We start from the raw sequence: 24873 nt of genomic DNA on the forward strand, positions 1-24873 counted from the left end.
CTATGCACCGGACACTCGCCGTGCCGGACGGCTACCAGTTCTCCGCCACCGTCGGCCAGCTCCCGATGGGCGGGCACGACCCGTGCGCGCGGTTCGCCGAGGGCGCGTTCTGGCTGGCTGCCCGGACTCCGGACGGCCCGGGAAGCGTGTCGCTGCGGCAGGCGGGCCTGTCGATCGAGGTGGAAGCGTACGGCGCCGGGGCTTCCTGGCTGCTGGACCGGGCCGGCCAGCTCGCCGGGCTGAGCGACGACCTGGGTGACTTCGCCGAACTGGCCCAGGCCCACCCGCTGGTCGCCGAACTGGCCCGCCTGCACCGGGGGCACCGGCTCCCCGCCACGGGACAGGTGTTCCCGCGTGTCCTGCGGGCGGTGTTCGAGCAGAAGGTGACCGGGAAGGAGGCCTACCACGCGTACTCGGGGACGGTCCGGAAGTTCAGCGAGCGGGCTCCGGGGCCCCACGAGGCGCTCTGGCTGCCACCAGACCCGGCCGTCATCGCCGCCGCGCCGTACTGGGAGTTCCACCCGCTCGGCGTCGAGCAGCGCCGCGCGGACACTCTGCGCCGGGCAGCAGCCGAAGCCAGCCGCCTCGAACGGTGCTCCGACACGGCCACGGCCACGAAACGCCTGCTCAGCATTGCCGGCATCGGCCCGTGGACGGCAGCGGAGGTCGTACGGGCCTCCTACGGCGACGCGGACGCCGTGAGTGTCGGCGACTACCACCTGCCGAACACGGTGGCGTGGGCGCTGGCCGGCGAGGCACGCGCCGACGACCGGCGGATGCTGGAACTGCTGGCACCGTTCGCCGGGCACCGGGCACGGGTGTGCGCGCTGCTCGGCCTGGCTGGGATCGGCGCGCCCCGGCGGGGGCCGCGGATGCCGCTGCGGTCGTTCGCCAGGTACTGAGTAATCGCGAGTCACGGGAAACTGTCAGGGGGTGCTGGAAGGATGGCGCCGTGGCAGCAGTACTAGAGCATTTCGGGCAGGCGACGCGGGAGTGGTTCACCGGGGCCTTCGCGGCACCCACCTCGGCGCAGACCGGGGCGTGGACGGCGGTGACCGCCGGGCGTAACGCGCTGGTGGTCGCGCCGACCGGTTCCGGGAAGACGCTGGCTGCCTTCCTGTGGGCGCTCGACCGGCTGGCCGTCGAAGGCCCGCCGGAGGACAAGCTGCACCGCTGCCGGGTGCTGTATGTCAGCCCGCTCAAGGCGCTCGCTGTCGACGTCGAGCGCAACCTGCGTACCCCGCTGGCCGGCATCCGGCAGGCCGCCGCCCGGCTCGGCCAGGAGCCGCCGGACATCACGGTCGGCATGCGGACCGGCGACACCCCGGCGAGCGAGCGGCGCGAGTTCGCCCGCACCCCGCCCGACATCCTGATCACGACTCCCGAGTCGCTGTTCCTGCTGCTCACCTCGGCGGCACGCGAGTCGCTGCGCGGGGTCCGCACGGTCATCATCGACGAGGTGCACGCCGTCGCAGCCACCAAGCGGGGCGCGCACCTGGCCCTGTCGCTGGAGCGGCTGGACGCGCTGCTGCCCGCCCCCGCCCAGCGGATCGGCCTGTCGGCCACGGTGCGGCCGGTGACGGAGGTGGCCAGGTTCCTCGGCGGGGAGCGGCCGGCGGAGGTCGTGCAGCCGAAGACCGACAAGACGATCGAGATCACCGTCGAGGTGCCGGTCGAGGACATGACCGCGCTGGACGAGTCCGAGGACCAGGGTTCGCGGCGGCCGTCGATCTGGCCGGCCGTCGAGGAGCGGGTCTACGACCTGATCCGGCAGCACCGGTCGACGATCGTCTTCACGAACTCGCGGCGGGCCGCCGAGCGGTTCTGCGCCCGGCTGAACGAGATCGCCACCGAGTCCAGTGTGGACAATCTGACCGGGCGATCGCCTGCCGAGGTGATGGCGCAGGCCGGCACGGCGGCCGGGGCCGAGACCGTCATCGCCCGCGCCCACCACGGCAGCGTGTCCCGTGAGGAGCGCCTGCACATCGAGGAACAGCTCAAGTCGGGCGAGCTGCCAGCCGTGGTCGCCACCTCCAGCCTGGAGCTGGGCATCGACATGGGTGCCGTCGAGCTGGTCGTGCAGGTCGAGGCCCCGCCGAGCGTCGCGGCCGGGCTCCAGCGGATCGGCCGGGCCGGCCACCAGGTCGGCGCGATCTCCCGGGGCGTCGTGTTCCCCAAGCACCGGGGCGACCTGCTGTCGTGCGCGGTGGTGGCCGAGCGGATGACGGCTGGGGCGATCGAGGAGATCCGGTACCCAAGGAACTCCCTCGATGTCCTCGCCCAGCAGATCGTCGCGATGACCGCGATGGAGCCGTGGCGGGTGGACGAGCTGTCGGCGCTGGTCCACCGGGCCGCGCCGTTCGCCGAGCTGCCGGCTTCGGCGCTGGAGGCCACTCTGGACATGCTCTCCGGGCGGTATCCGTCGACGGCCTTCGCCGAGCTGCGGCCCCGGCTGGTCTGGGACCGCGACGCCGGTACGGTCACCGGCCGGCCGGGTGTGCAGCGGCTCGCGGTGACGAGCGGCGGCACGATTCCCGACCGTGGCCTGTTCGGTGTGTTCCTCGCGGGAGCAGAGAAGCCGGTCCGCGTTGGGGAGCTCGACGAGGAGATGGTGTACGAGTCGCGGGTCGGCGACATCTTCCTGCTCGGCTCGTCGTCCTGGCGGATCGAGGACATCACCCCCGACCGGGTGCTCGTCTCCCCCGCGCCGGGCGCCGCGGCCCGGATGCCGTTCTGGAAGGGCGACGCGCTGGGCCGGCCGGTGGAGCTGGGCCGGGCGATCGGCGCGCGGCTGCGTACGCTGGCCCGGCAGAAGGAGCCTGCCGCCACGGCCGCGCTGCTCGCCGGGGGGCTCGACGACTGGGCGGCCGGCAATCTCCTGGCGTACCTGCGGGAGCAGAAGGACGCGACCCGGGTGCTGCCCGACGACAAGACAGTCGTGGTGGAGCGGTTCCGCGACGAGCTGGGCGACTGGCGGCTGGCCGTCCACTGTGTACTCGGCGCGCGGGTCAACGGGCCGTGGGCGCTGGCGGTGGGGCGGAGGCTGGCCGAGCGGTACGGGGTCGACGCTCAGGTGCTGCCGTCCGACGACGGGATCGTGGTGCGGCTGCCCGACGTGACGGGTGAGCCACCGGGTGCGGAGCTGGTGGTGTTCGACCCCGAGGAGATCGGGCAGCTCGTCGAGGAGTCGGTTGGCACGTCGGCGCTGTTCGCGGCCCGGTTCCGGGAGTGCGCGGCGCGGGCACTGCTGCTGCCCCGGCGGGATCCGCGCCGGCGGCAGCCGTTGTGGCAGCAGCGGCAGCGCGCGGCCCAGCTGCTCGACGTGGCCAAGGACTTCCCCGACTTCCCGATCACGCTGGAGGCCGCCCGCGAATGCCTGCAGGACGTGTTCGACCTGCCGGGCCTGACCGGGGTCATGCGCGAGCTGGCCAGCGGGGGCATCCGGCTGGCTGAGGTGGAGACGCCGAAGCCCTCGCCCTTCGCCCGCTCTCTGCTGTTCGGGTATGTCGGGGCGTTCCTGTACGAGGGCGACGCGCCGCTGGCCGAGCGCCGGGCTGCCGCGTTGTCGCTGGACTCCGGCCTGCTCGGTGAGCTGCTCGGCCGGGTGGACCTGCGGGAGCTGCTCGACCCCGACGTGGTGGCCGAGACCGTGCGGCAGGTGGGCTGGCTGACCGAGGGCCGCCAGGCTGCCGGGCCGGAGGATGTCGCGGAGATCCTCCGGGTGCTCGGTGACCTGTCGGAGGCCGAGCTGGTGCTGCGCGGCGCGGAGCTGGGCTGGCTGGAGGACCTGGCCCAGGCCCGGCGCGCCATCCGGGTCCGGATCGCGAGCGAGGACCGCTGGCTGGCCGCCGAGGACGCGGCCCGGGTGCGCGACGCGCTCGGGGTCGCGCTGCCGGTGGGCCTGCCCCAGGCGTATCTGGAGCCGGTGGCCGATCCGCTGGGTGACCTGCTGAGCCGCTATGCCCGGACACACGGGCCGTTCACGAGCGCGGAGTGCGCCGACCGGTTCGGGCTCGGCGTGTCGATCGCAGACCACGAGCTGCGCAGGCTGGCGGCGGCCGGGCGGGTGCTGCGCGGCGAGTTCAGCCCGGCGGGTACCGGTCCCGAGTGGTGCGATCCGGGGGTGCTGCGGCTGCTGCGCCGCCGTTCGCTGGCCGCCCTCCGCAAGGAGATCGAGCCGGTCCCGCCCCGGACGCTGGGGGTCTTCCTGCCGCACTGGCAGCAGGTTCACACTCCCGGCCGGGGGCTCGACGCGGTCGCGGCCGCCATCGAGCAGCTTCAGGGTGCTGCCGTCCCGGCGTCAGCGCTCGAATCTCTCGTACTGCCGGGGAGAGTCGCCGACTACTCCCCCGCGTACCTGGACGAGCTGTGCGCGAGCGGTGAGGTGGTCTGGGCCGGGACGAGGTCGATCCCGGGCAGCGACGGCTGGGTGATGCTCGCGTACGCCGACCAGGCCCCCCTCCTGCTCCCGCCGCCCGACGAGGCCCTGACCATGATCCCGGAGCACGAGGCGGTCCTCGCGGCCCTCGACGGCGGCCGGGCGCTGTTCTTCCGGCAGCTGTCCGACGAGGTCGGCGCCGGAGACGACCAGGAGCTCGCCGGCACCATCTGGGATCTCGTGTGGGCCGGCTGGCTCACGAATGACACGCTGGGCGCGCTGCGGGTGGTGCTCGGCGGTGCCGGTACGCACCGGGGCAGGCCGGCGGCCCCACGAGCCAGGTTCCGCAGGCCGGGGCGGCCCGTGATGCCCAGCCGGTCGGGTCCGCCCACTGTGGCCGGGCGCTGGTCACGGCTCCCCGAGCGGGACACCGACCCGACCCGGCGGGCCGCAGCGCAGGCCGACGTCCTGCTGGAGCGGCACGGGGTGCTGACCAGGGGCGCGGTCATGGCCGAGGGCACGGCCGGCGGCTTCGCCGGGGTGTATCCGGTGCTGGCCGCGCTGGAGGAGCGCGGGGCGGCCCGGCGCGGGTACTTCGTGGAGGGCCTGGGCGCGGCGCAGTTCGCGGTGCCGGGCGCTGTCGACCGGCTCCGTGCGCTGACGGACGACAAGCCGGGCGCTCTCGTACTGGCGGCGACCGACCCCGCCAGCCCGTACGGCGGCGCGCTGCCCTGGCCCAGCCCGGCCGAGGGCGAGCACCGTCCGGGCCGCAAGGCCGGTGCCCTGGTCGTCCTGGTCAACGGCGACCTCGCACTGTACGTCGAGCGCGGCGGCCGCACGCTGCTGTCGTTCACCCACGAGGAGCCCGCGCTGGCCAAGGCCGCCGCGGCACTCGCCGGAGCTGTGAAGTCCGGCGCGCTCGGCGCCCTGTCGGTGGAGCGGGCCGACGGGCAGGAGGTCCAGGCCTCGCCGCTGGGCGACGCGCTGGCTGCGGCTGGCTTCCGGGTCACGCCGCGCGGCATGCGGCTGCGGAGCTAGGTGGAGCCGTGCCCGAGGGTGACAGTGTCCTGCGGACGGCCCGGCGGCTCGGCGAGCTGCTGACCGGGCAGGCGCTGACCAGCTCGGACTTCCGGGTACCCCAGCTGGCCACAGCGGACCTCTCCGGCTGGGTCGTGCGGGAGTCCGCAGCGCGCGGGAAGCATCTGCTGCTGCGGTTCGACCGCGAGTACACCCTGCACTCGCACCTGCGGATGGACGGCTCGTGGCGGGCGTACCGGGCCGGCGAGCGCTGGACGGGCGGGCCCGGCCACCTGATCCGGGTGGTGCTGGGGGTGGCCGGGTGGGCGATCGTCGGGTACCACCTGCATGAGCTGGCCATCGTGCCCACCGCACGGGAGAACGACCTCGTGGGGCACCTCGGCCCCGACCTCCTCGGCTCGGACTGGGACGCGAGTGAGGCAGCCCGCCGGATCGCGGCGCGCCCGGAGGTGCCGATCGGCGAAGCCCTCATGGACCAGCGCAACCTGGCCGGGATCGGCAACATCTTCAAGGCCGAGACGTTGTTCCGGGCCAGGGTCTCGCCCTACGCCCCGGCGGGTACGGTGCCGGACCTGGCCGGCCTCGTGACGATCGCGCAGGAGCTGCTGAGCGGTTCGCGGCAGCCGCTCGTCTACGGCAAGCGGATCTGCCCGCGCTGCCGGGGCCTGATCAGCAGGGACACGCTCGCCGGCCGGGTCACCTACTGGTGCCCGTCCTGCCAGCGGTCGTGAGCCGGATCGGATCGTATCCGTCAGATCTTGGACATTACAAAGCCCGATCCGGCCATTGTGGATCGAAGGCGCGTCACGTTGGTAGATCTCCATCATGAGTACCTTCGAGGGCCTTTCCGTGGCCGCCGCCTTCTCCGCGATCGTCGTCAACGCCGTCGTCGCCGGGGCGTTCCTCTGGTTGTTCCGCAAGCTGGGCCATCAGGTACGGGAGTCGGTGCGGGCCGGGCGGGCCGGCCACGACCGGCAGCGCCTGCAGGCGACGATCGAGTTCTACGCCTCCACCCTGTCGATCCGCGCGCAGCTGCGGGCCGTGCTGCCCGGCGGGCGGGACGCGGAGGCGGCGGCGCTCCTGGTGAAGGAGGAGGGCGACGCGGAACTGACCCGGCTGGTCTCGGAGTACCTCGGGCAGGTCGAGCTGCTGGCGGCCGGCGTCCGCACGGACGTGTTCGACCTGACGCTGATCGAGCGCGCGGCCGGCACCCGGCTGCGGTCCATCGCCGACGGTTACCGGCCGTGGATCGAGCACTGCCGGGAGCAGTCGGAGAACCCCCGGCTGTACGAGGAGCTGCTGTGGCTGGCCGGCGAGCTGGAACGGCGGCGGGCCGGCCGGATCGCCCAGTCCCGGCTGAGCCTCACCACCGCGTAAAGCCGGGGATCGCGGGAGGCGGATGGCCTGTGCGAGAGTCTCCGGATGAAGATCCGGGGGAAGCGGCGGGCAAAGTGGCTGATCGCGGGCGTTACGGTGCTCGTGCTTCTCGGCGTGGCCGCGACGGTCGCGCTGTGGCCGATCTCCGATCCCGCGACGCCGGCCGCGGGCAAGGTCGTGGAGCTGGCCGAGCGGGAGCTGGCCAACACGGACCGCGATCACGAGGTCGACGGCTGCAACTACTACTCGGGCCAGGCGCGCGGCGGGGCGGCCGGCTGCCCGGCCGGCTGGAACCGAGGCCCGTGGTGCGCCGAGTTCGCGAGGTACCTGTGGACGAACGCTGGGGTGCCGGGCGCGAAGGGGATCGACGCGTGGGCCCGGTCCGGCCGGCAGTACGGGGAGAAGCACGGGACGTGGCACCCGGCTGACTCCGGCTACACGCCGAGGCCGGGCGACCTGGTGGTCTACCGGGACGGCGCCTTCGAGGTACCCGATGGGAACTCCGACCACATCGGTGTGGTGACCGCCGTGCACCTCGGCTGGTTCAGCACGATCGAGGGCAACACGACGGGTGCGGTCACCGCGCGCCGGCACGTGCCCCGGTCCTGGGACACGATCGAGGGTTTCGCCTCGCCGGCAGCGGCCTGACGAACCAGCAGCCAGCTGGCAAAACCGCGTCATGCCTTACCGCCCCCTATGTCCCATTAAGGACAGGTCAGTTCCATTTTGGGGGATGGCATGAAGCAGACAGCTGCGGACACCGGCCAGGGCGTGCTGCTCGCGGAGGTGGTGCGCTCGGGGTTCGTGGAGGGACGGCACTACGGGGCTCTGGTCATCGTGGACCCGGGCGGTGAGGTGGCCGCGGCCTACGGCGACGCGCGGCAGCCGGTACTGCCCCGGTCCTGCGCCAAACTCGCCCAGGCCACGGCGGTCGCCGAGGCGGGCATCGAGCTGCCGGGCCACCTCACGGCGCTGACCGCCGCCTCGCACTCGGCGGAGGGCTTCCACCTGGCTGGCGTGCGGGAGATCCTGGCCTCCGCGAACCTGCGGGCCGACGCGCTGCGCACACCAGCCGCTCTGCCCAGGGGCAGGGAGGCCGAGCACGTCGCGGCCGGAGTCCGGCCGGCCCCCATCCTGATGAACTGCTCGGGCAAGCACGCGGCGATGCTCGCAGCCTGCTGCCGCAACGGCTGGCCCATCGGCTCGTACCTCGAACCGGACCACCCCATCCAGGCACTCATCCGCGACACCCTGACTGAGGGGGCGGGTGAGGACGTGGCGTGGACGGCGACCGACGGGTGCGGCGCCCCGGTACACGCGATCAGCCTCCTCGGCCTCGCCCGGCTGTACCGCAGCGCCGTCCTCGCCTCCCCCGGCACGCCCGCGCGCCGGGTCGCCGACGCGATGCGCGCGCACCCGGAGTACGTGGCCGGGCCGTCCAGGCTCGACACCCTGCTGATGCGCGCGGTACCGGGGCTGCTCACCAAGGCCGGTGCCGAAGGGGTGCAGGCCGGGGCGCTGCCGGGCGGCTGGGCCTACGCGTTCAAGGTCAGCGACGGGTCCCGCCGGGCGGTGCCCCCGGTCTGTGCCGCGCTGCTGGGCATGCTCGGCGCGGCCGGTACCGGGGAGCTGTGCCGGGTCGAGGTGCTCGGCGGCGGCCGGGCAGTAGGTACCGTCCGGGCCGCGGCCTGGCTGGCCGGCACGGCCCCGCTCGTGACCGCCTGAGACGCGGCAGGGAGGGCACACCTCGTGCCCTCCCGAAGAGCTTCCCTAGGTCAGGGCCAGGCCGGCGCCGAGGCCTGCCGGCAGGGAGAAGAGCAGGGGCAGCGGCTCGAACCACACCGCGCCCGTCTCCCGCCGCTCGCCGAAACCGCCCAGGAACGGCCACGCCCACCGGTCGGGATGGCCGAAGGGCAACGTCACGCTGACCTGGTAGAAGAAGTCGGTTCTGGCCAGGCCGGTCATCGGGTCGGTGCCGTCGTGCGCCTCGGCCGGCTCGCCCTCGCCAGCCCGGCACTCCCCGCCGAGGAGCAGCCGCTCGGCGATCGACACCGCCTGGCGCCGGTCCGCCTCCGGGTCGGCCACGAAGCTGGCGTCCTCGTGGGTCTGCCAGGCCGGCACCTTGGCCTCGTTCGCCGGCCCGCCGCCGCGCCGGCACAGCAGGAGCACGTCCGTGCCCTCGGCCTGGATGTAGACGACGCGCCGTACCATCAGCTGCTCTGCCATGACCGCCCCCGCTCGCCGCAGCTCCGCATCCATCATCGCGCCGGAACGGCGTGCGCGTCGGCCGTTAGCCGGAACTGGCGTACCGCCAGGCGGAACGCCCCGCAGGCCTAGCGGCGGGCCGGCCAGCGCGGCAGCTGACACAGATCAGGTCACGATCATGGCAAGCCAGGTCAGGTTCTCCCACAGCCAGGACACTATGGATGCCTGCTGGCCGGCCTGGCCGGCGGCGTCGGCAATCGCACACTTCGTCATGCAATGGGGTTCCACTATGGACTCCTTCACCCGAAGTTCGGCTGACAGGGGCCAGTCAATCCCGGAAACCGTGCAGTTCCTGTCCAGTTGAACAATCAGCTCACGGGGCAGTGCTGGCAGGCGGCACGCCCTAAGCTGTGCAGCCGTGTCGCACTCCGTGAACGAGCCAACCCTCTGGGTCCCGGGCAGGGAACTCCCGTCCGGGGCCGTGCACGGCAAGGAGAGCCTCGGCAGGTACCTGGCGAGGCTCCGCGAGCTGGCCGGCCAGCCGACCTGGGACGCGATGGCCCGCGCGGCGTTCCCCCAGGCGAAGGTCCCCGGCCGCCGGCCACGCGGCGTGAACTCGATCCGCAACTGGTGCGCCGGCCGTCACGCCCCCGCCGATCCGGATGCCCTCGCCCGCCTGGTCAGGTACCTGGCGAAGCGTGCGGGGCTCGCTGATCCGCAGGCGCTGGCCGCCCAGTTCCGCCAGGCTCTCGCCGCCCTCGACCGGACACCGCCGGCCCAGCCGCAGCTCACGCCGATCCGGCTCGGGACCCGGCTGCCGGGGCTGACCGGCCGGGAGGACCTGATCGGGCAGATCGCGCACCGGCTGGCCGCCGCACCGCTCGCCCCGGCGATCGTGGCGCTGACCGGGATCGCCGGGGTCGGCAAGACCAGCGCCGCCGTGGAGTACGCCCACCGGTACCGGCACGGCTACCAGCTCGTCTGGCAGATCCCGGCCGACGGGCCAGGCGCGCTGTGGTCCGGTTTCGCGCAGCTCGCCAACATCCTCGGCGTGCGGGACCGGGCCGGGCGGGACAGCACCGATCCGGTACTCCAGGTGCACACGGCACTGGCCACCCGCCCGGGCCGGTGGCTGGTCATCATCGACGGCGTACCGGAGGCCGCCGCGATCCGGCACGTCATCCCGCCGGTCGGCGACGGTCACGTCATCGTCACCAGCCAGCATCCACTGTGGCCGGACGAGCAGGCGCTGCCGGTACCGGTGCTCGACGCGGCGACGGCCGCCCGGTACCTGACGGCTGCCACCAAGGACCCCGACGCCGGGGCGGCCCGGGCGCTGGCCGAGGAGCTGGGCGGGCTGCCGCTGGCCCTGGAGCAGGCCGCGGCGTACATCAGGGCCGCCGGGGAGTCGATCGGCGGGTACCTGGCCCTCTTTCGCGACCAGGACGCCCGGGCAGCGCTGCTCGCCGAGTCAGGGGGAACCGCGTACGGGAAAGGGGTCGCGGCCGTCTGGCTCGTAGCGTTCGAGCACCTCGCCCGGCACGAGCCCTCGGCTGTCACGCTGCTGCGGCTGCTGTCGTGCTACGCGCCGGACGCCATCCCGTACCGCGACCTGCTCGCCGAGCCCGCCGGCCCCGGGGCCCAGAGCCGGGCGCTGGCCGGGAACCCGTTCGAGCTGAACAACGCGATCATCGCCCTGCGCAGGTACTCGCTGCTCCAGCAGCCGGCCGACGGGCTGACCTCCGTCCACCGGCTCGTCCAGGCCGTGACGCTCGGCCAGCTGACCGACGGCGAGCGTGCACAGTGGAAGGCCGAGGCCGCCGAGCTGATGGAACGCCGGAACGCCGCCTGTGTGTCCGTGATCTGAGTTACCAGTACGCAGTTCCACGGTTACGCTGAGCGCATGGGCGGCTCCGTGAGCAAGGTCCGGATGTTCTGGTTCGCCGTGGCGGCCCTGGTGCTGAGTACCACGGTGACGTTCCTGGTGGACGTGCTCAAGCAGTACAAGGTGCCCCCGGCCGTCACAGTCGGTGTCACGCTGCTCGGCGGGCTCGGCGCCATCGCGCTCGACCTGCTCAAGTCGCCGGGCGAGCGGCCGCGTGCGGTCGGCCGAGCGCCGGTGCCGGTGCCCGGCGTCCCGCCCGCGCCTCCCCCGCACCGGCCTGGCCGTTTGCGGGGGCTGGGCTGGGCGCTGGTGGTGCTGCTGGTGCTCGCGGCTACCGGGTACGCTGCTGTCCTCGGTGTCCAGTGGGCTGCCGGATGGCTCACGGGGAACGAGAAGATCCGCGCCGAGCGGCTCGTGGCGACGGCGGCCGGCACGGCGGGGCCCTTGCGGGTCGAGGTCACCGGGGTCGGCGTGACCAGGCACTACACGAAGATCAGGGTCCGCGCCGTCAACACCGGTGACGTACCGGTGACGATCCACCTGTTCGGAGGCTGCCAGTTCGTGCTGGCCGGCGGGAGCACGCTCAAGCCCGCCTCCATGCCCGCCGCAGGCGACCTGGAGATCAACGTGCCAGCTGGATCGATCCCCGTCACCGCGACGATCACGCTGTCCGGGAACCCGCCACCGGAGGCGACCACGGCCACGCTCAGCCTGACCGGGCTGTTCGCCCCCACGGTGGGGATGCCGCAGGCCCTGCAGGTCAAGGGCGTGCGGCTCAGAGCTGAGTGATGCCCTAGTAGGGCCGGGTGAACTCGACCGGCTGGTTCTGTACCTCGCCGAAGAAGGAGTCGCCGGCGCTGTTGGTGATGCTGGCCGTGACGTTGCCGGCGCCTGGCACGGTCCAGTTGACGCCGGGTGCGGCGGTCTTGACGGCGACGTTGAACGTCCGCCCGACCCCGTCGCACGGCATCGTGTTGCTCTCGTAGCGCGTACCGAAGGTCATCGTCTGGCCGGTGCCCCCGTGGAGCGCGATGTAGTTGATCACCCCGGTACCACCGCCGTAACAGGCGGCGTTGATCCGCACCATTGCGGTGGCGGGAGCCGACGGGTTCACCTGGACGAAGCTGTTCACATTGAACCAGGGATCCTTGGCGGCGGCGAAAGCCGGAGACGCGACGAGCGGTGTAGCGGCGACAGCGAGGACAGCGGTACCCAGCAGCGCGACAGCGGCGTTCCGAGACGTGCGAGACATGATTCTTCCCCTCGACCGGCGGGCGATCTGACCCGGCAAACGCTACGTCGCCACAGGTCAGAGGGGGTCTACCCCCGGATGGAACCTGCCATACACCCCTGGTTGGAGACGAGCCTGGCGCAGTGGAGCTGCCGCACGCCCCGGGAGTCCGGGGCATGCGGCAGCGAGCTGTCAGTAGATGCTGGCCCGTGCGGGTTTGCGCGGTTTCGGCTTGGTTCCCTTCGGTTTCCGGGCAGGCTTGCCCTTCGTGACCTTGTTGATGACCTTCTCGCATCTGGAGCAGGCCGCGCGATGGGTCTTGTGCTTGGCCGGATTGTTGCTTCCGTTGGTGGTCCTGAATTTGCCGCCGGGTTTCAGTGCCGCTTTGCCTTCCGCTCTGACGGCCTTGTTCAGCGCCTGCATCTCCGCGCATCCGCCCTTGTGCTGACAGGCTTTCAGGATCTGCTTCACCGAGCGGGGTGCCACCAGGCCTTCGCCGTTCCTTCCGAAGTACCGATTGCCCGACGGGGAGGTGTACTCAGAGATGACCTTGACACCCAGGCCCTTCTTGACGACGGCATCGGCGTGGTCATCGAAACTCTCACTCGCCGACCGTTCCTTCTTCGCGGCCTTCTTCGCCTTGCGCAGGCCACCGCCGCAGTTGTGGACGACGACGTCCTGTCCATCGGCCATGACCACATAGGTGGGCACGACATCGACGGTGAGGTTGTGGACGGTCTGTCCCGGCACCTCGCCCAGGTACGTGACACGGGCGACCGTCCGGCTGCTGCCGTCCGGCGCCAGCAGCTGGTCACCTTCGCGGAGTGCGGACGCGTCCACCCAGCCCCTGCCGTTGACCCAGAACGGGTGCCCTGCCGTGGCGGTGATCCCCTCGGCGTCGTCCTGGTCGAGGTCGACGCGGACGAGCTCCTTGACGCCCTGCCCGGTGATCACGTCGAGGACAGGCTGGCCGCTGACCGCGCCGTCCAGCGGGTTCACCGTCAGGACCTCGTCACCGGCCTGGATCTCACCGATGGGCTGGTAGGTGCCGTCTGCCATGCGGACCGGGGTGGCGGGCGTGAACGAGTTGGAGATCGGGCAGCTGCCGCCCTTGCTCGTGCCGCCCTTCCCCGCGCCCTTGGCGCCCTTCGACGCTCCGGTGGTCGCCGACGCGGCCTTCTTGCCGCTGGTGGCCGCCTTGCCGCCGGCGGTCAGGCCCTTGGCGCCCTTCACGCCCTTGGCCAGCGCCATAGCGCCCTTGGCGAGAAGCTTTCCGCCTGGTACCAGGTTCGCGGCCGCGCCCAGGGCCATCTCGGCGGCCTTGCCCTTGTTGCCGAGGGCCAGGTGGGCGCCTGCCGAGGCCAGGCCGGCCGCGGTGCCGATCGGGCCCGGCACGTAGGACAGGACCTCGCCGACCTTGGCGACCGTCTTCAGGAAGGACTTCCAGAACAGGCCGTCGGGGTCGCTGTAGGTGAGCGGGTTGTTGTTGCTGTAGAGGTACCCGTGGAGCTGCTGCGGGTCCTCCTCGTCGATGATCGGGTCGACGGAGATGAAGCGTCCCGTCGCCGGGTCGTACTCGCGGGCCCCGAGGTGCGTGAGCCCCGTGTCCTTGTCGATCGTGCCGCCGACGAAGCCCTTCTGGCCGGGCCAGTTCAGCGCTGGCGAACCGCGTTCGTCGCCGTACGGGAGGTGACGGCGGTGGGTGACCTGGGTCAGGTCGGCCGCGTTGACACTGGTCTCCCCGGTCTCGTGATGGTCACTCACGAGCCAGTTGAGGGTCGCCGGCCCGGTGCGGACGGCCACCACGTCGTCGTTGTGCTCGTAGTACCGGGTTCCCGTGACCAGCCCCGTGGTGTCGAGGTGTACTTCGGTGTTACCCAGGTACAGCGTGGTGCCGGTGGAGTCGCGGCGGATGAGGCGATCGCCCTCCGCGTCGTACACGAAGGAAGTGGTCTTGCCACCCTCCACTATGGATGCGACGGACCCTTCCGAGTCCCAGGTGATCTGCTGGTTCCTGCCGTTGACGTTCCGGCTGGTCGTGTTGCCGTCGGTGTCGTAGCCGAAGGTGTCGGTGCGCGTGCCGGCCGGTCCGCTCGTGGTGACGGAGCTGAGCGCGTGCGGCTGAGGGCCGCCCTGTGCCGGTGACGTGTACGCACGGGTGGTGTCGCCGGCCGCCGCGTGCTGCGTCTCGGTGACCCGGTTGCCGGTCTTGTCGAAGGTGTACGAGTGCCAGTACGGCGCCGGGCCGCCCAGGTTGATCAGGGCCGGGGCCGCGGCACAGTCGTCCGTCGCCGTCCACGCCTCGGTCAGCCGCCGGAGGTAGTCGGTCTTGAAGCACTGGTTGTCGGCTGCCTGGTCCTTGCCTGTCGAACGGAGCTTCGTGAGGTTGCCGGCCGGGTCGTAGGTGTACTCGCGCTGCACGATCGGCGTGGTCAGGCTGCTCAGCGCGGCGAGCCCGGCCTTCACCAGCCGCCGCGTGCCCGGCTCGTAGTCGAACTTCTGCCGGACCTGCTTCGCGCCGACGCCCAGCACGTACGAGTCGGTCTCGCCGAACTTGGTGTATGTCGTCTGCGCGACGTACTGGGTGAGGTTGCTGTTGAGCCCGTTCGCGCGGCCCTCCGTGTCGTACGTCGCGTTGAGCGTCTCGGCGGGCAGCGAGTTGCCGATCTTCGGCAGCGTCACGCTGGAGATCTGCCCGACCGCGTTGTAGCGCAGCGTCGAGTCGTACGTCTGGGCCGCCAGCGCACCTTCCGATGCCGGCAGCGTGAACTTCGTGCCGGTCGGCCGGTCCTGGTCGTCGTAGCCGGTGACCTCCTCCTTGTAGGCGTTGCCGCCCACGTAACGGATGGAGGCGCTGGGCTGCCCCTTGAGGATGGAGTCGTACGTCCACTCCGTCAGCCTGGTGCCGCCATCGTGGATCGCCGTCTTCCGCCCGAGCGGGTCGTAGCCGTAGGTGAGGCTCCGGCCGCGCGAGTCGGTGGCCGAGACGAGCTGGCCGGTGTCGTCGTACCCGGCGTAGCTCGTCCCCTTGTCCGGGTCGTCCATCCGGATCTGGCGCCCGCGCAGGTCGTAGTGGAACCGCCACACGTTCCCGGCCGGGTCGGTGACGGCCGACTGCTGCCCGGCCTTGGTGTAGGTGTAGCGGGTCACGTCGTAGCCGGAGCCGTTGTGCTGCCGGAGTTCTGTGGTCTGCCCGTCAGCGTCGAAGATCCGCGTCGCGGGGATGCCCCCGGCCGGCGGGGTCTCCGTGACCCGGTCACCGCCGTACACAGTGGACGTACGCCACTTCTCCGTACCGGTCGTGTACAGGATCTCGGCTGTCTCCCGGCCGGCCCCGTCGTACTCGTACACGGTCTGCGCCGGTACCTGCGCGTCGTCGACCTGGAGCAGGTCAGTGCCGGGCGCCGAGGTGTTGAAGTGCGGCGCGTTGGCCCGGCTGACCCGGCCGTGCGAGTCGTACCGGGTGTCGGTCAGCACGCGGCCGCCGCCGGGCGCTGGTTCCTGCATCTGGCGCTGGCGAAGCTCGCCGTCGAAGTAGGAGTACGTCTTCGAGTAGGTGCCGTTGGCCAGGAGCCGGTGGCTGACCACCGCCGGGGGCGCGTCGGCCTGGATGAGGTACTCGAACTTCACGTTCGGCCCGAGCGTCCGGGCCCGGCCCGGCTGCCACACGCCGGTCAGGCGGCCGAACGGGTCGTAGGACTGCTCGGTCGTGCGGCCGTTCTCGTCGGTCAGTCTCACCGGCTCGCCGATCACCGGGTCGTACTCGGTGGTCTCGACGTGGCCGAGCGGGTTGGTCACCGAGACCGCCGTCAGCGGGCCACCGAGGGCCGGCGTGAAGGCCGTGCTGTCCGTCTGGCCCAGCGCGTCGGTCGTGCTGGTCTCGCGGCCGTGCTGGTCGTAGGTGCTGGTCTCGACGGTCGTGTAGACCGGGGCGCCGTTCGCCCAGCCCGAGACCTCTTCGCTACGGGTCACATCACCGCGTACCGGTGCGGCGTCCAGTGTGGACGCTCCGTCGTAGTAGGTGCGGACGTCGGAGATGATGTCGGCCGGGTACGAGGCCGGGGTGCCCCGCGCCACGCCCACGGTCGTCGTCCGGTACTCGGTGTCGAGAATCCAGTCGGCGTAGTTCCGGGTGTAGAAGATCTCGGTGAACCTGTCGTCGTCCGCAGTCGCCAGGTCGCCGAGGTCGTTGGTCCAGATGTGCTGGCCGTAGTTGTCGTAGCCGTGCTCGGACTCGGTCACCCGGAAACCGCCGCCGGCCAGCGCCGTCCGGGTCCGGGTCTTCTTCACGTCGGTGAGGTACGCCTCCAGCGCGCCACCGGCCCGGTTACGTGTCGCGGTCGGGCCGACCCAGGACGGCTCGTGCAGCTCGGCGCTGAGGAGCGGGCCATCGGTCCCGTCGTACACCAGCGTCTCGCGGGCGAAACCGCGCAGCACCGGCCGGTCGAGCGTCCGGCCGCCCTCGGAGTCGGTGACCTCGACAGCCGGCCGGCTCCCGTCAGACCGCACGTCCCCGGTCATGCCCCGGAGGAACAGGTGGTCGGTGCGGGTCTGCTTGCCCTTCGCCGGGTCGCCCGTCCGGACGGTCACCTTCTGGAAGCCGCGCCACTGCCCCCAGCTCTTGTACCGCTCGGGCGTCAGCTCGGCGTCGTCGTGGTGCCAGGCCCCGCCGAGCGCCGGGTAGTCGTAGAAGGTGTACTGCGTGTCGTTGCCGCCGACCCGGTCGATCTCCTGCACCTGCGTGACGACCTGCTTGTGGAACCAGCCCAGTTTCGGCTCGCTCTGCAACGGCGGGGTCCAGAAGACCGGGAAGCACCGGCGGGCGTTGTCGCCGGCCAGCTGGAGGTTCGCGCTGGCGCACTCGGTCGGCGAGTACGTGACGTCGATCCGGCCGCCGGTCTCGCTGTCGATCCGGCTGAGCCGCCACTTCTGCATGACCGGCTCGCCGTCCTCGACGCCGTCGACGCGGTTGTGCAGCCGGACGCCGTCGAGAGTCACCGCGGGCATCGCCGCCGAACCCCGGGCGAGCCCGGTGTGGACGATCTGCTTGAGCCACAACGAGGAGCTGGTGCCGTCGGTGACCTCGGGGAAGGTGTGGCTGAGAGTCCAGGAGTCCACATCGGAGTACCCGGAGCCCTCGCGCACCTGCGCCGTGACCTTCGCCAGCCGCTTCGTCCCCCAGAAGCTCGGCGAGGACAGCGCGCACGAACCAGCGTCGCAGCTCTGGTCGAACGGGGTGTCCGGCCAGTCAGCGGGCTGCGTGCGCACGCAGGATGAGCCGGGCAGGCAGCGGTCAGCCGCGTCGAAGCGCACGCGGGCGTTCGGCAGCGCGCTGTGGACCGTGTCGGCGCGCTGGCCGTAGTCGATGCGCTTGAGGTACCCGGCGCGGACGTACGGGGTGACGGTGCCGGTCGTGCCACGCGCGTAGTGGTTGGTCTCGGTGTCGTACCAGTACGTGAACACGTCGCCGTGGCGGTCCACGACGTAGTCGAGGCTCCAGCGGTACGCCTGCTGGCACCAGCTCTGCGCCCGGCACGGCTCGCCCGGCTGGTTGCCGTACACCGGGACTGTCCAGGTGGACCTGGTCTCCTCGCCGCCGGGCTGCCAGCCGGGCAGCCGGTTGCGGCCGAAGAAGTACTGCGTGCCGTCGGCGGAGGTCAGGCGCCAGTACTCGCCCTTGTCCCCCGCGTCGCCGTCGTCGCCGTTGTCGGCGCCGGTCAGCAGCTCGACGCGCCAGCCGTCGTCCTCCTCGGCGCGCCACGTACCCGACTGGTCGTCGCGGACCAGCTCGCCGCCGACGCCGGGCAGCACGACGTGCGCGTTCCACGTCGCCCAGCACTGGTCGCCGGTCCGCACCGTGATGTCGCTGCCGGCCATGTCCTCCGCGCAGCCGGTGTACGACCGCTCGATGTAACCGGGCTGGAAGTCGAAGCCCTCACCGGCCCACGACGGCTGGTTGTTCGTGGACGCGACCCGGCCGTCGACCCCGCCGGAGTTGTAGCCCAGGGCGATCTCCGGCTCGCCGCCGGGCATGGCAGGCAGGTCCATCGGGTACGTCCAGCCGAAGTCGCCGGACTGGAGGCCGACCGACCAGGTCGCCGACGGGCTCAGCGACGTGGGCTTGAAGCTGCCGGTGCTGCCGGACGGGCCGGCGGTGACCGCGTACAGGGTGCTCGACCGGCGGGGTGCTCCGGCTGTCACCTCGGCGCGGACCTTGCCGGCCTTCGGGTCGTTGCTGCCGGGCAGCGGCCTGCCGGGGGCGCATCCGGCCGGGCGGGGCCTAGCCAGGGCGCATTCCGGTACCTCGACGACAGCAAGGCGGTTGCCGAAGTCGCCGCCGTACGCGTGCCGGAAGCGCGAGTAGTCGAACTCCACGGTGGCCGGTGCCGCCGCGAGCGCTCCGTCGGTGCGCTGCACGCGGAAGAGCACCCCGGCGATCCCGGCCTGGGCCGAGGACTGCTGGTCGAGGACGGTGACGCGGGCTTTCCCGGTACCAGATGAAGAGACCTTGACGGGCAGGTCGCCGGCGGCGGCAGGTGCCAGGCCCGCGCCGAGACTGACCTCGGCGCTGCCGGCCTTCGGCCAGGTGACGGCCGGTGCTGCCCTGACGGCGGCCTCGGCCGTGACGTCCTTTCCTCGCGGGACCACCGGCTGCTTGCGGCCGGAGATGGACTTCTCGGCGGGTGCGCCTGGTGCCGCGTATGCCTTCTCGGGCTCGGGCAGGGGCATGACGACGCCGAGCGACACGGCCATCATGGCCGCGAAAGCGCCGGCCAGCCAGGGTCGGCGCCGGCTGGTGGTTCTGACGCGATGGTCACGCCAGCTCATGGGCTGTTCCTCCTCAGTGGATGGTGGATTACTGCTGGGCGGGTCAGCCCGCGTCATAGGTGATGACGAGGGCTGCGGCTGGCCCGCCCTGGGCCGTGTCCGGGTGGAAGGTGCGCGACCAGTCGGAGCCGGTCTCCTCGGCCGCGCGGAGCATGACGCCGTGGTTGGCCGTCCCCGCGGACCAGGCGCGGGTCATCGTCGTCACGTCCCAGGTCCACTGGGCGTTCTCCTGGCAGGCCGAGGGGTCGCGGGAGACCCGCTCGCCGCTGGTCGTCGCGCCGGGCTGGACGCCCCAGTAGACCTGCCGCTGGTCCCACTCGCCGGTGATCCGCTGCGCGATGATCCCCTGGCTGGCCTGGCAGCCGTGCACGCCGCTGCGCGAGGTCAGCCTCAGGCTCGCGCTGACGATCGGCCGGCCGGCCGCCGCGCCCAGCTCGAACTTCATGAGGGTCCGGTACGGCTTGCCGTAGACGTACGCGACCATCGCCGTGTCGCTGCCGAGGTAGCTGCCGTACACGATGGTGCGCAGGCCCGACACCGGGACCGTGATGGTCTTCGGGTTCTTCGGCGCGCCGGACGGCGGCGCTGGCGGGGCGGCCTCAACCGCGAAGACCTGTTCCATCGCGCCGGGCGTGCACTCGTCATGGGTGACCTGGTTGCCGTACGGGTACGTCCGGCCGCTGCCTGCGGCCGTCAGGCAGCCGTAGGTGTGCACCGGGCGGATGCGGAACCCTCTCGCCGGGGCGCTCACCGGTTCGAACAGGAACATCTGGTGGTCGCCGGGCGTGCAGTAGCGGGTGTTCTCGACCCGGGCACCCGGCTCCTCCGACGCCCCGGCGACACCCATGCAGCCCTTCCCCTGCGCAGGATGCTCGGCCCTGATGACGTACGCCCCGCTGTGGAAGACCTTCTCCAGGCTCAGCTTCGGGTAGGCACCGTCGCACAGCCCCGGATAGATCGTCCCGCTGTACTGGTCGGACGGGTTCTCCGTCAGGCACTCGCCGGTGAGCAGGTTGCGGATGCGGACCGGCTCAGCAGCCGAGGGCGCCTCCGGAGGGTCCGGCCCCTTGTCCACCTCGATGCCGAACACCTGGCCCCTGGCCGCAGGGTCGCATGCCTGCTGCGTGAGCTGCGTCCACTCCGCCGTCGCGTTGCCCGCGAAGCCGAGACACAGTCCACTGTGCTCAGCCCGGATCCTGAACCCGCGCAGCGGGCTCGTCACCGCCTCCAGAGTCATCCTGTTCCCGGTGCTCTCCCCGCAGAAGCTGTCCTCCACGGGCGCTCCGGCCGACGCCGAGCCACCCTGCACCCCCAGGCAGCCGGGCCCGTGGACGGGATGCATCGGCTTGAACTGGTAGACCTTCGGGAAGTCCTGGACCAGGTCCAGGTCGTACACGGGCATGGCTCCGGTGCACGAGGCCTGATAGACCAGGCCGTCATCGACCCCAGGCCTCTCCGCCAGGCACAGGCCGGTGTGGGCAGCGGTGATCTTGCTCCGGCCGGTACCGGGCAGCGGCAGCGGAGCGCCCTCCGGATCCGTCACTGTGGTCGAGGACGGCCTGAAGATGAACGTGCCGGCCCCGGAGCAGTAGCCGAGCACTATGTGCGAGCCCAGCTCGGGGCCAGCGCCGACGGTCAGGCACCACGAGCCGCTGGCCTGCCGGATCTGGAACGCCTGCGTGCCACCCGTCATCGGGATCAGCCGGACGGCGTGCGGCGCGGAATCGCGGGAACAGGTCTCCTCCCGTACCGTCTCGCCGAGCGTGGTGCTGGCGACCGCCAGGCAGGACACGTCCAGCTTGCCGGGCCGGGTGACCAGGATCCGGTACGAGCTGCCGCCGGGCAGCTGGTCGAGCGCGAACTGGGCGTCGAGGTCACTGCACAGCGAGGTCGACGGCACGATCCCCTTGCCGGCCGGGCCGTCGATGTCCATGCAGTAGCCGGACTGGGCCGACACGAACCGGTACGGGCCGGGAGCCGGCCGCTCCGGCAGGCCGGTCAGGTTCCGGATGTCCGTCGCGGTGGCCGGGCGGCCGAGGACCTTCACCGTGTCGATGGCACCAGCGAAGAACTGCGCCGCCCGTCCGTCGACAACGGACCGGCCGACCTGGAACGCTCCCAGTACCGGCTGGGTCACCTCGTGGCTGGCCTGCCCGGCGAGTGACCCGTTCACGTACAGCCGGGCCTGCTTGGCCACGTGGTCGTACACGCCGATGACGTGGGCCCACTTGCCGGTCTCTGCCACCTCCCTGGACACCGCGACCGCGTACACGGTGCCGTCCGCGTCCTTGCTGGTGACGCGGAACCGCCACCGCTGAGCCGTGCCGTCGTACTCCAGCACGAAGCCGCTGTTGCGCTTGCCGTCCTGGCTGAGGACCGTCCGGAGCCCGCTCGTCCCCGGGTTCACCCTCACCCACGCGGCGGCCGTGAAGCCCTGCGGGACGGCCGCGACCGGGCCGGCCGTGTAGGCGTGCCCGTCCTGGCCGTTGAAGACCAGCCCGCTGCCGCCCGGCTCGTACTCGACACCGCCGGCGAACGCCATGCTGTGCCCGTTACCGGTGCCGTCCTGGGAGGCCTGCGAACCGTTGCCGGGGCTGGTCTTCGGGCACGGCGCGAGCGAGTCGCCCGGGCAACCGCCCGGCCGGACACCCGTGAACTCCCAGCTCCCCTCTGGCCCGAGCAGCGCGCCGGTCTGCTTCTGCCAGTCCCAGATCTCGGCGGCCGGCACGACCCGGTCAGTGGCGAGCACGTCGTCGATCGCGCCCGGCCAGAAGTCCACGATCCAGCCGTTGTTCTTGCCCCGGCCGAGCTGGAAGGCCCCGGTGGCCGTGCCGGTGGTCCGGCCGGGGGCCGCAGCGGCGAGCTTGCCGTTGACGTAGAGCCGGGCCTCGCCCTGCTCGTGGTCGTACACGCCGGTCAGGAGGGTCCACAGGCCCGGCTGGGCAGCGTGCCAGGCGGCCGGCGTCACCGTGGCCGCGCTTCCGGCCCCGGACGTCTCGAACATCCAGCTGCGTGTCTGGCTGGAGTAGCCGAGCGAGAAACCCGAGTGGGTGGCACCATCCTGGCTGAGTGCCTTGGCCGTGCCGGTCGTCTTGTCCAGCCGGACCCGGGCCGAGACCGTGAAGCTCCTGCTGGTGTCGAGCACGGACCCGGTCGTGGCCGCGAAGCCCTTGTCAGTGCCGTCGAACAGCAGAGCCTTGCCGCGTCCGGGTGGGCCGTCCGTGCGGGACACCCCGGCCCGGGTGGTGATGGTGTGCTCGTGACCGGTGCCGTCCGCCGCCGGGCCAGCGTCCTCGTCGAGATTCCACTGGCCGCCGGACGTGAAGGCCAGGCTGCCGAGGGTCTCCTTGATGACGCCGCCGATCTCGCGTTCCGGTACGGGCCGGGAGAAGACCCGCACGTCGTCGAGCAGGCCGAGCCACCGGGTCGGCTGGTAGCCGTAGTAGTTGCGGTAGCCGAAGGCGAAGGGCCCGTCCGCGTACCAGCGCGCCGTGTGCTGGGCCGTGCCCGCGAGCTTGCCGTTCACGTAGAGCCGCATCTGGCTGGTCTCCGCGTCGAAGACGCCGGCCAGGTGGGTCCACACTCCCTTGGCCACGGCAGTGTTCGGGCTGATGATCGTGTCGGACGCCGCGTTGTCCTCGTCGCTCTGCCGCATCTGGAAGGACCAGCCACGCGGGTACGAGCTGTACTGGAGCTCGAAGCCCAGATGCTTCTGCCCGCCCTGGCTGACCGCCGTCCGCCACTCGGAGTCGTCGTCGAGCCGGACCCACGCCATCACCGTGAAGCTCTCGTCGGAGCGGGTGGCCGGTGCCTCCGTCCGGGCACCGCCGGGCGTGCCGTCGAAGCGGACGGACGTGCTGGGCCGGCCCTCCGCCTCCCAGGCCGTCCCCGCGTACAGGGTCGCCGGGTTCTGGTAGGTGGCGTCCATGAGCCACTCGCCGTAGCCCTCGTCCAGCTGCCAGTGGGCCCTGAGGGTGCTGGGGTCGGGCGGGAGCGGCGTGAACTCGTAGATGCGCAGCGGACCACGGTTGCCGGCCCGGTCGACCGCCCGGACGTTGAGTGCCTGCGTCGCGCTCGCGTCCGGCGTGATCTCGGCCGTCGCCGTGCCGGTGGGCCCGGCAGGCACGAGGATCGACGGGTCACTGTTCAGGCCGTAGACGTACCCGGCGACACCTGCCTCGCCGCTGGAGAACGTGAACTGGCCCGGCTGGTACGGCGCGCCGCCCGTCTCGCCTTCGGGATACTCGGCCGAGGCGATGCTGGGCACGAGCAGGGGAGCCTTGGTGTCCACTGTGGCCGGACACCACTCGGACCACGCGCCCGGGTCGATGCCGTCGTCGCCACGGACCCGCCACTGGTACGCGCCGTCGGGCAGCGCCGGGCCGGTCCAGCGGAACGTGCTCCCGCCGGACATGGGGACCGTCCGGCCCTCGCTGACCCTGGTACCAGCACCGGCCGTCCACCACTCGAAGACAGCGCTGACCTGTCCCAGGTCGTCGTCCTGCTGGTCGTCGATCGTGGCGCGGAGCTCTGGCGCGGCCAGCCCGCCGTGCTCGCCGCACGCCTTCGATCCGGTACTCAGCCCGGCCGGCGCACCCGGCGGCACGTTGTACTTCACGTCGAGCGTCACGACGTTGTCGAACTCCATCGCGCCCGCGTTGTACCGGTCGGTCTCCGGGGTACGCAGCGACAGGGTGAGGTCCGGGTTCTTGCCGGCAGCGTTGGTGGCCACGACGCCCGTGATGTCGAACTCGACGTTGCCCCGCTGGCAGGCGGTACTCCAGCCGAGCGCGAGGTCCCTGCCCGTGACCCGGTTGCCGTCGATGCCCTTGTTCGCCCAGGTCGTCGCCGCGTCGAACCGGGGCACGTGCCACACCTCGACCGGCCGCTGGACGCAGCTCACCGACCACTGGGCTCCCGCGCGCAGCTCGGCCTTCATGATCCGGGCGCCGGCCAGGGCTGTCGTGTTCAGCTCGAAGCTCGACCGGTAGTACTTCGGCGCGTTGATGCCGTCGCTGGCCGCCCCGACCTTCGCCAGCCAGCTCGTGTCCCAGCGGGGCGTGCCGGGGTCCTGCTCGGACAGGAGGGTCCAGTGGTTCAGGTGGGTTCCGGGGGCGTAGGCGAGTCCGATGTGGAGCGGGAAGGTGCCGGTGAGCCCGGCCGGGCTGAGCGTGATCGAGCCCGGCTCGTACGCGGCCTTCAGGTCGGAGACGTGGTCGCCGGGCTTCGGGGAGGCGATGCGGTCGGCTGGGCCGGCCGCGGAGTCCCACACCCAGGCGCGTGGCGCCGGCTCACGGGTACCGGTGACGCCGAATCTGAGGTCTGGCAGGGCTTTCAGGGCCTCGGGAGTCTTCACGGTCAGCACGGTGCTGACGTCGGAACGGGTCGCGCGCAGGGTGAGGTCGACACCGGCCCGGACCTCCGGGTACGTGGCCCGGTCGCCGTCCAGGACCGGGGCCGGGAGCGTCCCTGGCCAGGTCACCGCGAGGTCACCGGCCGGGGTGCGCAAGCGGGTCAGCGGGCCGGTGCCGCCAGGCGACAGCACCACCTCACCCGCCGCGACGGGGCTGATCCCCTCGCCCGTCCGCCGGAGGGTGGTGTCGATCGGCACCCAGCGGCCGTCGCGCCGGACGAAGGCCGGTCCGCTGGAGATCTGGGCGTTGAGCCTGCCGCCGGGCTCGGCCAGGTACCGGGTGGTCGCCGTGCCCCACGACGGGATCTCGGCGGGCCTGCCCGTGCGGCGCGCCTCGGCGAAGGCCGCGGCGACCTCGGAGGACGGCCCGGCGGGCCGGGTGACGGAGGGAAGGGCCGGCCCGGTCAGCAGGCCAGCGCTGAGCAGGGTGACGAGGGCAGCGGGCAGCCAGCGTGGTCTCACGGGTGCTCCAGGTGAGTGGCGAGGGGAGGTGGCTGGCCCGGGTCACGGGTCCCGGG

At 72.1% G+C, this 24873-nt stretch carries 12 protein-coding genes; 8 read left to right on the forward strand and 4 right to left on the reverse strand.

Features of this window, described 5'->3' with window-relative positions:
- Positions 1 to 2: 2 nt before the first annotated feature.
- The 6 genes from A3G1_RS0105590 (at position 3) to A3G1_RS0105615 (ending at position 8518) form a co-directional block, all read left to right on the forward strand.
- Positions 3 to 902, forward strand: coding sequence for a DNA-3-methyladenine glycosylase family protein (locus tag A3G1_RS0105590; RefSeq protein WP_018348486.1), 900 nt, complete (start codon positions 3 to 5; stop codon positions 900 to 902).
- The gene (locus A3G1_RS0105595) at positions 899 to 5416 is read left to right on the forward strand and encodes an ATP-dependent helicase (RefSeq protein WP_051110458.1); all 4518 of its coding nucleotides are present in this window, start codon (positions 899 to 901) and stop codon (positions 5414 to 5416) included. The genes A3G1_RS0105590 and A3G1_RS0105595 overlap by 4 nt, the downstream gene beginning before the upstream one ends.
- A gap of 8 nt (positions 5417 to 5424) precedes the next feature.
- Positions 5425 to 6147 (forward strand): DNA-formamidopyrimidine glycosylase family protein, encoded by a 723-nt coding sequence (locus A3G1_RS0105600; protein ID WP_018348488.1) that lies wholly within the window; start codon positions 5425 to 5427, stop codon positions 6145 to 6147.
- A 94-nt stretch (positions 6148 to 6241) separates the two neighbouring features.
- Positions 6242 to 6793 (forward strand): DUF4760 domain-containing protein, encoded by a 552-nt coding sequence (locus A3G1_RS33310; RefSeq protein ID WP_018348489.1) that lies wholly within the window; start codon positions 6242 to 6244, stop codon positions 6791 to 6793.
- A gap of 45 nt (positions 6794 to 6838) precedes the next feature.
- Positions 6839 to 7441 (forward strand): CHAP domain-containing protein, encoded by a 603-nt coding sequence (locus A3G1_RS0105610; protein WP_018348490.1) that lies wholly within the window; start codon positions 6839 to 6841, stop codon positions 7439 to 7441.
- A 90-nt stretch (positions 7442 to 7531) separates the two neighbouring features.
- Positions 7532 to 8518: an asparaginase gene (locus tag A3G1_RS0105615; protein ID WP_018348491.1), complete on the forward strand. Its 987-nt coding sequence runs from the start codon at positions 7532 to 7534 to the stop codon at positions 8516 to 8518.
- Positions 8519 to 8563: 45 nt separating this feature from the next.
- Here A3G1_RS0105615 and A3G1_RS0105620 read toward each other — a convergent pair whose 3' ends face one another.
- Complete coding sequence (locus tag A3G1_RS0105620; RefSeq protein WP_018348492.1) at positions 8564 to 9019, reverse strand: hypothetical protein; 456 nt, start codon at positions 9017 to 9019, stop codon at positions 8564 to 8566.
- Between the two features lie 397 nt (positions 9020 to 9416).
- Here A3G1_RS0105620 and A3G1_RS0105630 point away from each other — a divergent pair, with 397 nt between their 5' ends.
- The gene (locus A3G1_RS0105630; RefSeq protein ID WP_018348494.1) at positions 9417 to 10865 is read left to right on the forward strand and encodes a DUF7779 domain-containing protein; all 1449 of its coding nucleotides are present in this window, start codon (positions 9417 to 9419) and stop codon (positions 10863 to 10865) included.
- A 36-nt stretch (positions 10866 to 10901) separates the two neighbouring features.
- Entirely contained in the window at positions 10902 to 11672 is a 771-nt protein-coding gene (locus tag A3G1_RS0105635) for a hypothetical protein (protein WP_018348495.1), read from the forward strand.
- A 4-nt stretch (positions 11673 to 11676) separates the two neighbouring features.
- Here the strand turns inward: A3G1_RS0105635 and A3G1_RS0105640 are convergent, their stop codons facing one another.
- From A3G1_RS0105640 to A3G1_RS0105650, 3 genes are all read right to left on the reverse strand, one after another.
- Complete coding sequence (locus A3G1_RS0105640; RefSeq protein ID WP_018348496.1) at positions 11677 to 12135, reverse strand: hypothetical protein; 459 nt, start codon at positions 12133 to 12135, stop codon at positions 11677 to 11679.
- Positions 12136 to 12306: 171 nt separating this feature from the next.
- On the reverse strand, positions 12307 to 18942 hold the full coding sequence (locus A3G1_RS33315) for an RHS repeat-associated core domain-containing protein (RefSeq protein WP_018348497.1): 6636 nt from the start codon (positions 18940 to 18942) through the stop codon (positions 12307 to 12309).
- Positions 18943 to 18985: 43 nt separating this feature from the next.
- Positions 18986 to 24817 carry a LamG-like jellyroll fold domain-containing protein gene (locus A3G1_RS0105650; RefSeq protein ID WP_018348498.1) on the reverse strand — a complete coding sequence of 1944 codons (5832 nt, stop codon included), beginning with the start codon at positions 24815 to 24817 and terminating at the stop codon, positions 18986 to 18988.
- Between the last annotated feature and the right edge of the window lie 56 nt (positions 24818 to 24873).

Source organism: Longispora albida DSM 44784 (genome assembly GCF_000379825.1).
Taxonomy (GTDB): domain Bacteria; phylum Actinomycetota; class Actinomycetes; order Mycobacteriales; family Micromonosporaceae; genus Longispora; species Longispora albida.

Excerpts from the sequence above, each read along its gene's own strand:
- A3G1_RS0105590 (WP_018348486.1), top strand. The coding sequence starts at position 3 with ATGCACCGGACACTCGCCGTGCCGGACGGCTACCAGTTCTCCGCCACC.
- A3G1_RS0105610 (WP_018348490.1), top strand. The coding sequence starts at position 6,839 with ATGAAGATCCGGGGGAAGCGGCGGGCAAAGTGGCTGATCGCGGGCGTT.
- A3G1_RS0105640 (WP_018348496.1), bottom strand. The coding sequence starts at position 12,135 with ATGTCTCGCACGTCTCGGAACGCCGCTGTCGCGCTGCTGGGTACCGCT.
- A3G1_RS0105635 (WP_018348495.1), top strand. The coding sequence starts at position 10,902 with ATGGGCGGCTCCGTGAGCAAGGTCCGGATGTTCTGGTTCGCCGTGGCG.
- A3G1_RS0105615 (WP_018348491.1), top strand. The coding sequence starts at position 7,532 with ATGAAGCAGACAGCTGCGGACACCGGCCAGGGCGTGCTGCTCGCGGAG.
- A3G1_RS33315 (WP_018348497.1), bottom strand. The coding sequence starts at position 18,942 with ATGAGCTGGCGTGACCATCGCGTCAGAACCACCAGCCGGCGCCGACCC.
- A3G1_RS0105620 (WP_018348492.1), bottom strand. The coding sequence starts at position 9,019 with ATGGCAGAGCAGCTGATGGTACGGCGCGTCGTCTACATCCAGGCCGAG.
- A3G1_RS33310 (WP_018348489.1), top strand. The coding sequence starts at position 6,242 with ATGAGTACCTTCGAGGGCCTTTCCGTGGCCGCCGCCTTCTCCGCGATC.